The following is a 13287-nucleotide window of genomic DNA, read 5'->3' as shown; positions in this document are numbered from 1 at the left end:
CTATTCGTCGTCCTCGCTCTCGCTCGGGGCGGTCTCCGCGTCCGGATTCAGCCGGAGCCCCATCTCCAACTCGAAGCTCTCGGCGTCAGAGATTTCGAAGCCGATCTTCTTGTACAGCGAGACGGCCGCGCGGTTCCAGCGCTCGACCGTGAGCCACACCTTCTGGACGCCCTCGGTCTGTCCGTGACCGAGCAGCCCACGGATCAGGTGCGTGCCGATACCGGCGCGTTGGTAGTCTTGGTGAACGAAGATCGCCAGCTCGTAGGCGTCGTCGTCGGGCACCAGCGTGGCGTGGCCGGCGACGTCGCCGCCGCACCACGCGATCACGTTGAGACAGTCGTCAGCGAGGATCGCGTCCAGCCACTCCCGGATACGCTTTTGTCCGCCCGGCGGGATCCCCTGCGCGCGGTCGGCGGGGTCGAAGGCGTCGTACATGTCGACGAGCGACTCGTATCCCGTTTCGGCCCCCTCGTAGGGGCGGATTTCGACGGTGCGTTCCTCACGGTCCGTAAACTCTGTGGGCGGGGCGGGGAACTCGTCGGCCACCGCTTCGGGGTATCCTCGGTCGCTCATCTGACCAGCGTGACGGACGTCTTGGCGTTCAACAGGACGAACTCGGCGATCGGCCCGACCGTTATCTTCCCCATCGGGCTCGTGTGTCCGCCGCCGAGAACGATCTCCTCGAACTCCTCCCGCTCAGCGATTTCCACCAGCCGGCTCCCCGGGTCACCCTCGACCAATCGGACCTCGGCGTCGAGCCCGGCCTCCTCGACCGCCGACTCGGCCTGTTGGGCGATCTCATCCGGGTCGACCGACGAGTCCGGGTTCTCGACCACCGCGACCGTGAGATCGTCGTTCGCGACCGCCGCACGCTCGACGGTTCGGTCGAGCGCGCGGAACGAGTCGTCGCTGCCGCCGATCCCGCAAAGCACCTTCATAGGTCTCCTGTTCACACGCCGGTACTAAAGTGATATCCTCCCCGACAGCTTCGTGGCGCCCACCGACAACCCTTTTGTTCGGCGGTCAGGTTACCAACAACATGAACGAACCAACCGATCCCGCGTCAGACGGGGGATCGGACGCCGACGACGGGACCGCGGACGTCGCGGCAGAGGCGTCGGAGCCGGGCGATGCGTCTCGGTCGGATATCGACGGGACGGAAACCGACGCGTTCGACGGCGAATCGGACGAACGGGCCGCAAACGACGGCGAAGAAGACGATCAGGAGCAAGAGCAGGTCCCGCCCGAGGTCCGCAAGTACGAGCGGTTCAAGAAGATGGACGGCGCGCGCTACGAGCGCGTCAACGAGTTCCTCCGCGACCGGACGTACGTCACGGCTCGAGAGTGGGCGATCGCGCGGCTCTGCGCCGACTTCCGCACCGAGACGGGCGTCGAGATGACGAAGATCGGCGAGAACCTCCCGGAGCTGGTCCCCTTTATGACCGACACGTACACGCCGCAGGCGGTCAACCAGGCGCGGTACTCCTTCGAGGAGAAGGTGACGAAGGCGGGGGCGACGTTCCTCTACGGCGCGATGTCGGGCTTCTTCACCGCCGAGGACTTAGACGAGATGATGTACGAGGTGACGGAAGTCGCGAAGTTCCTCTTGGAGGTCGAAGGGGTCGACCTCGCGGTCGCCGACGAGCTGGAGGCCGAAGACCGGATCAGCGAAGTGATGCGTGAAGTGCGTACCTCCTCCGCGAACCTCCGGGGAGAGGAGGTCCGGTGTCCGGAGTGCGGACACGTCCACGAACCGACCGAGGAGTAGCGATGGAGCGATTCCCGGAGGCGTTAGAGGGCATCCCGGACCCAGTCGTGATCGTCGACAGCGGCGGCGTCGTCAGGGCCGGAAACGGGCGGGTCGAGACGGTCCTCGGATACGCGCCGGCGGAGCTGGAGGGCACCGGCTTCGAGACGCTGGTGTACGACCCCGACGAGGGCGCGGCCGGCGAGGAGCTCCGGCGCCACGTCGTCGACCCCGAACCGCGTTCGATGGCAGCGAGCCTGGACCTGTGCGCGCGGGCCGCGGACGGGACCGAGGTGCCCGTGACGCTCAGCCTCGGTCCGTTCGAACGGGACGGCGAGACGTACCTCGTCGCCACGATCGTCGACGTCAGGGAGAAGCGCGCACAACAGGTCGAGCTCCACCGTCGGACGCAGACGCTGGAGGCGCTCCACGAGGCGACCCAGGACCTGCTGAAGACGACCGAGCGGGAGTTCGCCGCGGAAGCAGCGGTCGAGTACGTCGAAGAGGCACTCGGCCACACGCTGGCGGCGATCTGGCTGTACGACGAGAGCCGCGACGTCCTCGATCCGGTCGACTGGAGCGAGGCGGCCGACGAGGTCGTGGGCGACCACCCGACGTTCGGCCCCGACGCGTCCAGCATCTCGTGGGAGGCGTTCGAGTCCGGCGACCCGATGTACGTGCCGGACACGCACGCCGTCTCGGATCGGCACAACCCGGACTCGTCGATCCGCAGCGAGCTGATTCTCCCGCTCGGTCGGTACGGCCTCATCAACATCGGGAACACGGAGCCCGACGCGTTCGACGAGTCCGACCTCGCCGTCGCGCGCCTCTGGGCCGCCACCGTCACGATGGTGTTCGTTCGGATCGAGCGGGAGCGCCAGCTCCGGGCCCGAGAACAGGAGATCGTGCGCGAGCGTGACCGACTAGAGGAGTTCGCCGGCCTCGTCTCCCACGACCTCCGGAGCCCGCTCAACGTCGCGACGGGAAACCTCGAGATGGTCCGCGAGCGGCTCCGGGAGGAACACGAGGCGCTGACCGAGGTCGACACCGTCGCCCGCTCGCTCGACCGGATGGAGGCGCTCGTGGACGACATGCTGACGCTCGCGCGACAGGGGTCTACCATCGACGAGACCGAAGCGGTGTCGCTCGCCGCGCTGGCGGAAGAGTCCTGGACCGCGGTCGACACCGCGGCGGCCGATCTCGTCGTCGACGACCTCCGGCTGCGCGCCGATCGGAGCCGGCTGCGACAGGTCTTGGAGAACCTCTTCGGCAACGCGATTATCCACGCCGGCGAGTCGGTCCGCGTCGAGGTCGGCGGCCTCCCTGACGGCGACGGGTTCTACGTCGAAGACGACGGCCCCGGAATCCCCGCAGACCGCCGAGAAGAGGCGTTCGACGCCGGCGTCTCGACCGATCCGGGGGGAACAGGCTTCGGCCTCAAGATCGTCGCCGAGGTGGCCAACGCGCACGGGTGGGCGGTCGACCTCGTCGAAGCTGCCGAGGGCGGCGCACGGTTCGAGTTCCGAGGGGTCGAGACCGTCGACGCAGCGGAAGAGTCGGGTGCAGACGGTTCCGGACCCGATAGCTCCGACACGAACGACTAGGCGTCGACGGCTCCGTTTCGGCGGGACTAGTCGTCTGCGGAGGCGGTCTCGCTTCCCGCGTAGCCGTCCCCGAGCTCGCTCCGGTCGCCCCCGAATCCCGAGACGGTTCCGTCGTCGGTCCAGCCACGGAGCGCGTAGTACTCCGAGAGCCCCGCCTCGAAGCCGTCAATGGCGTCCGCGTAGGGGAGGGTGTCGTCGCGCCGGTCGAAGCCGCGGGCGTTGTTGAACGCGCGCTCCAGTTCGACGACCCGCGCGCCGACATCGAGCAGGTCGTCGTAGTCGGCGTCGAGAAGGGCGGCGAGCCGGTCGTCGGTGACCGTGCCGCGCGAGAACTTGCAGATCACGGCGGAATCGAGCACGGCGTTGCGGTTCTCCTTGGCCACGAGCTTCGGCGGCTTCCCCTCCAGTCCGGTCGGGTCGAGCGCATCCGCCTTGCCGACGAGCGGGTACTCGTAGGGGTAGAACTCCCCGTACATGTGGTCCGCGCCGCGGTTCGAGGTCGCGAACCCGAGCCCCTGTCCGTTGAGTGTGCGACCGTCGTGTCCCGAGAACGCCATCCCCTTGACGGTCCAGTCGTCGGCGCCGAACTCCTCGTGCGCGCGGTGAATGCCTTCTGCGAGCTTGTCGCCGACCCCCTCGCGGTAGGCGATCTGCTCGACGAGCGACCGGACGAGCCCGGCGTTGCCGAACTCGTCTTCGCTCTCTAAGAACATCGACACCACGTCGCCACAGGAGATGGTGTCCAATCCGAGCTCGTCGCACAGCTCGTTGGCGCGCATCACGTCGACGATGTCGTCGACGCCGGCGTTCGAGCCGAACGCCATCACCGTCTCGAACTCGGGCCCCTCCGTCTCGACGCCCGTCTCCTCGTCGCGGGTCGGGAGCTTGCAGGCGAACGCGCAGCTCGAACAGGTCCCCTTCTTGTACTTTTTCTCTTCGACGCGGTCGCCGGAGATGCCCTCGGCGCCCTCGAAGGAGGTCTCGGAGAAGTAGTACGACGGGAGCGCGTCCACCTCGTTGGCCAGCTCGGTCACGCTCGACGTCCCCTGCCGTTTCATGATCGAGTCGGAGGTAGCCGCCTCGCGGTGGACGTCGCCGGCCTCGTCGGGCCAGTCGAGGTCGATTTCGGCGTCGGCATCGCCGGACGACGTCCGGCTGCCCGTGGCGCTGTGCGCCACGCTGTCGCCGTTAAAAGTGAGCGCCTTCACGCCCTTCGCGCCGAGGACCGCGCCGAGCCCGCCGCGCCCGAACGCTCGCGTGTCCGAGGTCATGACCGAGGCGAAGCGCACCTCGTTCTCCCCCGCGGGGCCGATACAGGCCACGTGTTCGGGCGAGAGGTCGTGGCTCTCGGCGAACCGGTCGGAGACCGCCGGGACCTCACTCTGCGCCAGCTCCGGCACCGGCTCGAAGGTCACGTCCGGCTCGCCGTCGTCGCCGACCTCGCGGACGTGGACCGCGAGCAGTTCGTCGCTCTCGCCGACGAGTTCGACGGCGGCGTACCCCGCCCCCGTGAAGTTCCGCGAGAGGAAACCGCCCGCGTTCGACGAGAGCAGGCCGTTCGTGAGCGGCGAGAGGCTCGTGGCGGCCATTCGGCCGGTGAAGGAGGTGGTCGAGTACTGCATCGGGCCGGTGGAGAGGTACAGCCGGTTTTGCGGCCCTAACGGGTCGGCGTCGAACGGGATTCGGTCGTACGCGAGCGACGTGTTGAGCCCGCGCCCGCCGACGAACTCGGCGAGTCGGTCGTCGATCTGCGCCGTCGACGCCGACCGGTCCGTCAGGTCGATCGTGAGGAGCGGTCCCTGTGCGTGTCTCATACGCACATCCAGCGAGGGAACGGCGATAAAACTCCGGGTGGTGAGCTGAGCGTCGCGTCTCTCCCTTATAAATCGAGGACGTGATGCGTCACCGCGTCGGCGCCGGTCGCCCCGTCGGCGTCCGCCCCGACGTCGAGGATCGCGACCCGGAAGGCCTCGTCCGCGCCCTCGACCGGGATGGGGAGGCCGCCGGGATTCACTCGCACCGTCCCGTCGCGCTCCTCGACGCCGTGCGCGTGGGTGTGACCGTGGAACACGTAGTCGTAGTCGCCGCAGTCGACGAGGGCGTCGACGACGACCGCGCTCGTGCCGTGAGTGACGGCGACGTCGACGGCGTCGTCTCCCCCGCCGGAGCCGCCGAACGAGAGCGCCCCGGCTTCGCCGAGGTACGTTCCGAACGATTCGACGGTCGACTGGACCGCCCACTCCCCGTCGTTGTTGCCGCGGGCGGCGTAGAAGTCGAAGCCGGCGTCGGGTGCGTCGCCGCCGGCGTTGGGACCGTCGGCGTCCGGGCCGTCGCCGACGTCGAACGGCGTCACTGAAAAGGGCGCGACGAAGTCGCCGCAGTGGACGACGACGTCGACGCCCTCGCAGTCGAACAGCGATACGGCCGCCTCGACGGCGGCGAGGTCGTCATGGGTGTCGGAGACGATGCCGATACGCATGGGTCCCGCGTCGAAGCCGAGGGGAATAAACCATGCGCAGATTCGGATCCAATAGAATTTCTGATATCTGATACGGGATCAATAGTTTTTGGTGGGTTCATTTCGGATCAGGTCGCAATGGTAGAGCACACCCGGACGCTCGATTTTAAAATCGCCTTCGCGATCGGGTTAGGGACGATGATCGCGGCGGGGATCTTCTCGCTTTCGGGTACGGCGGTCGCCGAGATCGGGAGCAGCGCCGTGATCGCCTTCGTCCTCGCGGCGGTGGTCGCCAGCCTGACCGCGGCGTCGTACTCCGAGTTCGCGTCGATCTACTCCGAGAACGGCGGCGGCTACCTGTTCTCCTCGCGCACCTTCGAGCACGACACGCTGGTGTACGCCGTCGGCGCGATGCTGTTTTTAGGCTACACCGGAACGACCGCCTTCTACCTCGCGACGATGGACGAGTGGGTCGTCCGGTTCATCCTCCCGAAGTCGCTCCACGTTCTCCCGCACGGGACCTCCGGCGTACTCGCGGCCCTGCTACTCGGCGCCCTCAACGCTCGGGGGACCGAGGAGAGTGGGACCTTCCAGCTGTTCGTGACGGGCGCGAAGGTGGCCGTCCTCATCGCGTTCGTCGGCGGCGCCGTCGCGTTCCGGGGGCCGGCCGTCGCCGCCGACAACTTCGCCGCCGGCTTTACCGCCGACCCGGTCGGGATCGTCTCGATCGCCGCGCTGGCGTTCATCACCTTCTTCGGATTCTCCGCGATCGCCGCGAGCGCCGGGGAGATCATCGAGCCGCGCCGGACGGTTCCGCTCGCGATCGCTGCGAGTATTCTCACGGTGACCGTTCTCTACGCATTCGTCATCGTGTCGATGGTGAACTCGCCAGTTCCGGCCGAGGTCATCGCCGAGGAGGGCGAGACCGCGATGGGTCGCGTCGCCGCGGGCTTCCTCGGTCCCGCGGGGCGCTCGCTCATCGTCGCCGGCGCGATATTCAGCATGATCAGCGCCTCGAACGCGAGCATCCTCGCGGCTAGCGGGATCGGCTCGCTGATGGGCCGACAGGGGCAGGCGCCGCGGCCGTTCTCGCGGATCCACCGGCAGTACGGCACCCCGTTCTGGAGCGTGACCACCGCGACGGGGGTGATCGTCGCGCTCATCGTCGTGTTCATCGGACTTTTCCCGGCGGAGGGGGGCGTGATTCCGTTCGATCTCACGGTCGCGCTGCCGGCACTTGGCTCGATCACCCTCACGGACCTCGGGCTGACGACGCTCACCGGATTCGCGACGCTGAACCTGTTGTTGCCGCTCTCCGTGGTCAACATCGCGCTCATCTATTCCCGACACCGGTACCCGGACATCGAGCGTGGGTTCCGGGTGCCGGGCGTCCCGTTGATTCCGATCGTCGGGGTGATCGCGAACGTCGCGCTCATCACCAATCTCCCGGCCAAGGGTGTCGTCGTCGGTATCGTCCTCGTCGTCGGTATGCTCGCGGCGTACCTGATCTGGGGTGGGGAACCGGACATGGACGAGCTGTACGAGGAGGTTGCGCCGTCCACCACGCCCGACGGGCGGGCCGAGACAGAAGGGGCGGTCGCGGAGGCCGACACCGAGGCCCCCGGCGCCACCGCCGAGACGCCGAGCGAGGATTCGTTCCGCATTCTCGTCCCGGTCGCGCGACCGGAACGGGCCGTCCGGTACGCGCGGCTAGCAGGGGCGATGGCCGAGTATCAGGAGGGCGAGCCGTTCGTCGACGTGTTGACCGTCACACAGATTCCCGAACAAACGCCGTACGAGGCGGTCGAGGAGATCACCCGCGGCCGGATCACGCGCATTCGGGAGCTGTTGGCGGCCGAGGACCTCGACGTGTCGTATGCGGTCGAGGGACACACCTGTCGGGACGTCGGATTCGACATCGTCCAAACGGCCCGGGATAAGGAATCGGACCTCGTGGTGATGGGCTACCCCGAGGAGCACACCGAGGTCGCCGAACAGGTCGAGTACAAGGCCCCGTGCGGGGTGCTGTTCGCGAGCGGCGTGATGGACCCGGATGCACTCGACGTGGTCAACATCGGAGCGGGCGGCGGCCCACACCACATGGACCTGCTCTCGCTCATCGACCGGATGGGCGAGCGGGACGCGGAGGTCAACGTGATCAACATCACTCCGGAAGGCGGCGAGGGGCGCCCGGAGAACACGGAGGCGACGGTCTCCGGGCTCCCGAACGCGTCGTCGGTCCAGATCCACAACATCACCGCACAGACGATCGCCGACGGACTGGTCGATCTGGCCCGCGAGAACGGTGGCATCCTCATCATCGGAGCCACCCGGACCCGTCGCCTCCGACGCCGCGTCTTCGGGAGCACCCCGGACAACGTGATCAAACTCGCTCAGGGAGGTGGGGTTCCGGTGCTCGTGTACGCGAGTCCGCGCGGGGTGCAGGGCCCGATCGAGGAGTACATCTACCCGGTCTACCGGTACCTCAGGGGGATCCGGCGCAGCCCGACACAGACCGCCAACTCCGGGGTCGACGAGTAGTTCGGGCTGTCGCCGCCGCGACGAGCGGCTCGTCGGGATTTGCGGCGAGAGCGCGAAGAGCCTCCATTCCCATTTCGCAGATATATAAATGAACCGACCGAAGACCGCGTTTTCACGGGCCGTGGATCCTGATCTAGTTTATACATCTCTACCATTCATGTTCGTCCATGACGAGAAACGGCGGCGATGCTGGTCGGCGAACGGGTTCCAGACGCGGCTTCCTCTCGGCGGCCGCGGCGCTTGGAACGGTCGGGCTCGCGGGATGCGGTGCCCCGCGAGCGAACGACGGAGGCGACGCGGAGAACGCGGTCGCCGACGAGACGGTTCAAGAGCGGGTCGAGGAGTGGTCGGGGAGCGACGCGACGGCCGTCGAGACGGACCACCCGTACACGTCCCCGCGGACGACGATCGACCTGGACGAGACGGACGGCGCGATCACGATGTCCACGACGCCGTGTCGCCACAAGCTGCTCGGCGACGAGACGAAGGGCGGTCCGTGGGAGCTGCCCGAGGTCTGGGCGTGGCAGACGCCGGACACGGATCCGAGCGTCCCCGGCCCGCTGCTTCGGGTGACCGAGGGGACCGACATGGAGATCACCTACGACAACTCGGAGCACAACCGGCCGCACACGTTCCACGTCCACGGACTCTCGAAGAGCTGGATGGACGACGGCGTGCCGACGACGACCGGTCAGCAGGTCGCCCCGGGCGAGGAACACACCTACGAAATCACCGCGAACCAGCCGGGCACCCACTTTTACCACTGCCACTACCAGACGCAGAACCATCTCGATATGGGGATGTACGGGATCCTCCGCGTCGACCCGGAGGGGTACGAGGCCCCCGACAAGGAGGCGTTCATGACGATCAAAGACTGGGACACTCGCCTGTCCGCCTCGACGGCTGGCGGTGACGTGGACTTCAGCCACCGCGACCGTAACCCCGACGCGTTCACCGTGAACGGTCGTTCCGCGCCGTACACCTTCCACCCCGAGCAGGGGTCGCCGTTGATCGTCGAGGAGGGCGATTCGGTCCGGATCCACTACGTCAACGCCGGGTACGAGTCGCACGCGATGCACACGCACAACCACGGGTTCACCGTCGTCGAGAAGGACGGCGGCGTCATCCCCGAGGCCGCCCGGCACCGCGAGGACGTGATTCCCATCGCGCCCGCCGAGCGGAAGACGATCGAGTTCACCGCCGGCGCCGACCCCGGCGTCTACGCGCTCCACTGTCACAAGGTGAACCACGCGATGAACGGCGACACCTACCCCGGCGGCATGATCGGCGGGATGGTGTACGAGAGCGTGATGGACACCGAACAGTTCGCCTCCGTGATGGAGATGGCGGGCTACGAGGCCTGAAGCCGCCTCTCGCTGCGTCCGTATAAAAGCCGCAAGCGGTCAGCGTTGACGGGGTCGAACTCCCCCATTTCCCCGGCTAACAGCAGAACATGAACGGGTACACCAGCGCGACCCGGTCGCCGTCCTCCAACTCCGTGTCGAACCCCTTCTCGTTCTCGTTGAAGTGACCGTTCACGAGGATCCGGGCGTACGCGATCGTCTGCTCGCCGACCGGGTTCTTCGTCCACGTCCCCGGCAGCTCATCGGGCGTCGGCGCCCAGCCGCTGTGGGTCGACTCCTCTTCGCTTTCCGCGATCAGCATCTCCTGTAGCTCCGGGTACTCCGCGAACAGCTCGTCGAGGAACTCCCGGAGCGTGTCCCCCTCGAACGTGTACTCGAACTCGTACTTCCCGAGCTCTGTCCGAACGTGACCGGTACACCGTACCGTGACAGTGGTTTCGGCCGTCGTTTCTGACGCCCTATCCGGCTTCGGCGCCGCCGCCTCGCTAGTCGTTGGCATGCACGATCGTACGCGGCGTCTTCCGGTAAGCCACCGCACGAACATGTTCGTACTGTCGACCAACGGTGGCGTTCTCGGCCCACAGCGCCAGCGACGACGACCGAGGGGTGTCAGTCGGTGAGAACGGCGTCCGAACATGTTGCCGCCAAGTCGATAGTCTGTGTGACGGCAACGCCCTCTCGATGGAGCTTACACGCAAGACGATCGCGAAGGTCATCGTCGCGGCGTTTCTGCTGAACTTGGTCGTGATGGGTGCCGGGGCGTGGTTCGCGTACCAGGAGGCGCCGCCGATCCCCGACGAGGTCGTCGGTCCCGACGGCGAGACAATCGCCACCGGGGAGACGGTCCAAGACGGGAAGGCGGCGTTCCAGCAGTACGGGCTCATGAACCACGGGTCGATCCTCGGCAACGGCGCGTACTACGGCGAGGACTACACCGCCGAGACGCTGGAACTAAAGACCGAGCACATGCGCGAGTACTACGCGCAACAGGAGTACGACGCCGGCTACGACTCGCTCGGCTCGTCGGAGCGCGCGGCTGTCAACCAGATGGCCCGCGACGACCTCGACAGCGCGCACGACGGCAGCGACACCGTCCAGTACTCCCCCGCGGAGGCGTACGCCCACGAGCAGGTACGCGAGACGTACGTCGAGCGGTACCACGAGGGCGACCACGACCGGGGCGTTCCGGTCGGGATGATCGAGTCGTCCGAGGAGGCCGAGGACTTCGCCGACTTCGCGCTGTGGACGGCGTGGTTCTCCCACACCGATCGGCCCGACGGCGACAACTCCTACACGAACGAGTGGCCCTACTCGCCGGGCGCCGGCAACGACGCGACCGGCGCCGCGATGACGTGGAGCGTGATCGCGATGGTGCTGCTCGTCGCCGCGGCGGGCGCGGGGATCCTCCTGTACAAGTCGGTGACGCTCCCGGAGCCGTCGGCCGAGGGGATCGACGTGCCGAAACCGGGCGACGTGAGCGTCTTCCCGAGTCAGCGCGCGGCGCTCCGGTTCATCCCCATCGCCGCCGGACTGTTCTTGGCGCAGGTGTTGCTCGGTGGACTACTCGCGCACTTCTACATCGAACGGGCCGGGTTCTTCGGGATCGAGGAGCTGTTCGGGGTCCACATCCTCCAACTGCTCCCCTTCTCGATCGCGAAGACGTGGCACATCGATCTGGCGATTCTCTGGATCGCGTCGACGTGGCTCGGTGCCGGCCTGTTCCTCCCTCCCCTCCTCACCGGCCACGAGCCGAAGAATCAGGCGCGATACGTCAACGTCCTCTTGGGCGCGCTGGTGACCGTCGTCGTCGGCGGGATGGGCGGCATCTGGCTCGGCGCGAACGGTTACTTCGACGGGCAGCTCTGGTGGCTCCTCGGCAACGAAGGCTTGGAGTACCTCGAAGTTGGGAAGGTGTGGCAGGGCGGTCTGCTCGCCGGATTCATCCTCTGGGCGGTCCTCGCGATCCGGGGGCTCAAACCGCTCCTCGACCGCGAGCCGGTGTACGGGCTCGCGCACATGATCCTCTACGCGGGCGGCTCGATCACCCTGCTGTTCGTCGCCGGCTTCCTGTTCACGCCGTCGACGAACATGGCCGTCACGGAGTTCTGGCGGTGGTGGGTCGTCCACATGTGGGTCGAGGGCGCCTTCGAGTTCTTCATCGTCGCGATCATCGGACTCACGCTGGTCTCGATGAACCTCCTCACCCGGCGCAGCGCCGAGAAGGCCGTCATGCTGCAGGCGTTACTCGTGATGGGGACCGGCGTGATCGGCGTCTCCCACCACTACTGGTGGGTCGGCATGGCCGACTACTGGGTCCCGATCGGGAGCGTCTTCTCGACGCTGGAGCTGCTCCCGCTGATATTCATCCTCTACGAGGCGATCGGACAGTACCGGACGATGACCGCAACCGGCGGGTTCCCCTACAAACTTCCCTTCATGTTCATCGTCGCCAGCGGGGTGTGGAACTTCGTCGGCGCCGGGGTGCTCGGCTTCTTTATCAACCTCCCGCTTATCAACTACTACGAGCACGGGACGTATCTCACGGTGGGTCACGCCCACGCCGCGATGTTCGGCGCGTTCGGCTTCCTCGCGCTCGGGATGGTCGCGTACATGCTCCAGCTGTCGATCGACCCCGAGCGGTGGGACGGCTCGTGGCTCCGGGCGTCGTTCTGGTGTTGGAACGTCGGGCTCGCGCTGATGGTGTTCGTCTCGGTGCTCCCCGTCGGCTTCCTTCAGCTGGAGGTCGCGTTCACGGAGAGCTACGCCGCGGCGCGCAGCCTCGCGTTCTACGAGCGGTCGCTCGTCCAGACGTTGTTCTGGGCGCGGCTGCCGGGCGATACTCTGATGATCATCGGGACCGCCATCTATTTCGTGGACCTGATCCGCAAGCGGTTCGTCCTGCGGAGCTCCGCTGACGACCCGAGCGTCGACGACATGGCCGTCGCCGAGGGGGTCCTCAGCGACGACTGAACAAGCTTCAGTCGTCGAGCCGGTCGCCCCGGTTCGACCAGCGATCTGCGTCGGTCGCCAGATCGCGCACCTCGCGTGTGATCCCGGCGTAGTTATCGACGACATCGCCCGTCGTGACGATTCCGACGGGTTTCATCCCCTCGACGACGACGAGCTTCTTCACTCCCTCAGAGCGCATGCGCTCCGTCGCAGTGCGGAGTGGCTTCGTCGGCTGGATCGTCACGAGCGGGCTGCTCATGGCCTTTCGAAGCGGGATCGCGGATAGCGGGTCGTCGGTGACGTATCCCGCGTGGAGCACGTCGGTCTCGGTGGCGATTCCCGCCGGTGTCCCCTCGTTCGCGTCCCTAACCGATGCGCCGGCGTCGCAAGTGACGAGGTCCGTCGTCATCGCCTCCTCGACGAGCATGCGTCCCGGTACTCGGAGGCTCTACTTGATAACGAGGGCCGATTCGCGAGCGCGCTCGCGGTGCCGTCATCACAGAGGAACAAGGAGGAAACCCACGGCTTCAGCCGTTCACGAGACGCTTAATGAGTACGAAATCTTTTGTGATCTAAGAGATATAGTGAGGTAATGGAACGCTCGCGCCGAATAGATATCAAGCA

General features: G+C 66.8%; 11 protein-coding genes. 5 read left to right on the top strand and 6 right to left on the bottom strand.

Translation table 11 applies throughout. The annotated features are described in order from the left end of the window. Both ACNS88_RS13440 and ACNS88_RS13435 read right to left on the bottom strand, forming a co-directional pair. Nucleotides 1–573 carry a GNAT family N-acetyltransferase gene (locus ACNS88_RS13440; RefSeq protein ID WP_435098639.1) on the bottom strand — a complete coding sequence of 191 codons (573 nt, stop codon included), beginning with the start codon at nt 571–573 and terminating at the stop codon, nt 1–3. After that, nucleotides 570–938, bottom strand: coding sequence for a universal stress protein (locus ACNS88_RS13435; RefSeq protein ID WP_435098636.1), 369 nt, complete (start codon nt 936–938; stop codon nt 570–572). The genes ACNS88_RS13440 and ACNS88_RS13435 overlap by 4 nt, the downstream gene beginning before the upstream one ends. Nucleotides 939–1039: 101 nt before the next feature. On the opposite strand from ACNS88_RS13435, the gene ACNS88_RS13430 reads away from it, so the two are divergent. Both ACNS88_RS13430 and ACNS88_RS13425 read left to right on the top strand, forming a co-directional pair. Then, nucleotides 1040–1768, top strand: coding sequence for a DUF5806 family protein (locus tag ACNS88_RS13430; RefSeq protein WP_435098633.1), 729 nt, complete (start codon nt 1040–1042; stop codon nt 1766–1768). Between the two features lie 2 nt (nt 1769–1770). After that, nucleotides 1771–3351: a PAS domain-containing sensor histidine kinase gene (locus ACNS88_RS13425; RefSeq protein WP_435098630.1), complete on the top strand. Its 1581-nt coding sequence runs from the start codon at nt 1771–1773 to the stop codon at nt 3349–3351. Nucleotides 3352–3377: 26 nt separating this feature from the next. On the opposite strand, the gene ACNS88_RS13420 is transcribed toward ACNS88_RS13425, so the two are convergent. Together ACNS88_RS13420 and ACNS88_RS13415 are read right to left on the bottom strand one after the other, a co-directional pair. After that, nucleotides 3378–5165 (bottom strand): aldehyde ferredoxin oxidoreductase C-terminal domain-containing protein, encoded by a 1788-nt coding sequence (locus tag ACNS88_RS13420; RefSeq protein ID WP_435098627.1) that lies wholly within the window; start codon nt 5163–5165, stop codon nt 3378–3380. 65 nt (nt 5166–5230) lie between these two features. Then, nucleotides 5231–5830 (bottom strand): YfcE family phosphodiesterase, encoded by a 600-nt coding sequence (locus ACNS88_RS13415; RefSeq protein WP_435098624.1) that lies wholly within the window; start codon nt 5828–5830, stop codon nt 5231–5233. 117 nt (nt 5831–5947) lie between these two features. Here ACNS88_RS13415 and ACNS88_RS13410 point away from each other — a divergent pair, with 117 nt between their 5' ends. Then, a complete protein-coding gene (locus ACNS88_RS13410) occupies nt 5948–8350 on the top strand; it encodes an amino acid permease (protein WP_435098622.1) in 2403 nt (800 codons plus the stop codon). 167 nt (nt 8351–8517) lie between these two features. After that, complete coding sequence (locus tag ACNS88_RS13405) at nt 8518–9714, top strand: multicopper oxidase domain-containing protein (RefSeq protein ID WP_435098620.1); 1197 nt, start codon at nt 8518–8520, stop codon at nt 9712–9714. A gap of 76 nt (nt 9715–9790) precedes the next feature. On the opposite strand, the gene ACNS88_RS13400 is transcribed toward ACNS88_RS13405, so the two are convergent. Next, the gene (locus ACNS88_RS13400; protein WP_435098618.1) at nt 9791–10213 is read right to left on the bottom strand and encodes a MoaD/ThiS family protein; all 423 of its coding nucleotides are present in this window, start codon (nt 10211–10213) and stop codon (nt 9791–9793) included. Between the two features lie 182 nt (nt 10214–10395). Here ACNS88_RS13400 and ACNS88_RS13395 point away from each other — a divergent pair, with 182 nt between their 5' ends. Continuing rightward, on the top strand, nt 10396–12684 hold the full coding sequence (locus tag ACNS88_RS13395) for a nitric-oxide reductase large subunit (RefSeq protein WP_435098592.1): 2289 nt from the start codon (nt 10396–10398) through the stop codon (nt 12682–12684). A gap of 7 nt (nt 12685–12691) precedes the next feature. Here the strand turns inward: ACNS88_RS13395 and ACNS88_RS13390 are convergent, their stop codons facing one another. Then, the gene (locus ACNS88_RS13390; RefSeq protein ID WP_435098590.1) at nt 12692–13090 is read right to left on the bottom strand and encodes a CBS domain-containing protein; all 399 of its coding nucleotides are present in this window, start codon (nt 13088–13090) and stop codon (nt 12692–12694) included. Nucleotides 13091–13287 lie beyond the last annotated feature (197 nt).

It is taken from the genome of Halorubrum shenae (assembly GCF_051194165.1).
GTDB lineage: Archaea > Halobacteriota > Halobacteria > Halobacteriales > Haloferacaceae > Halorubrum.
Note: the sequence above shows the minus strand (reverse complement) of the source record. Positions and strands in the feature narration are given on the sequence as shown.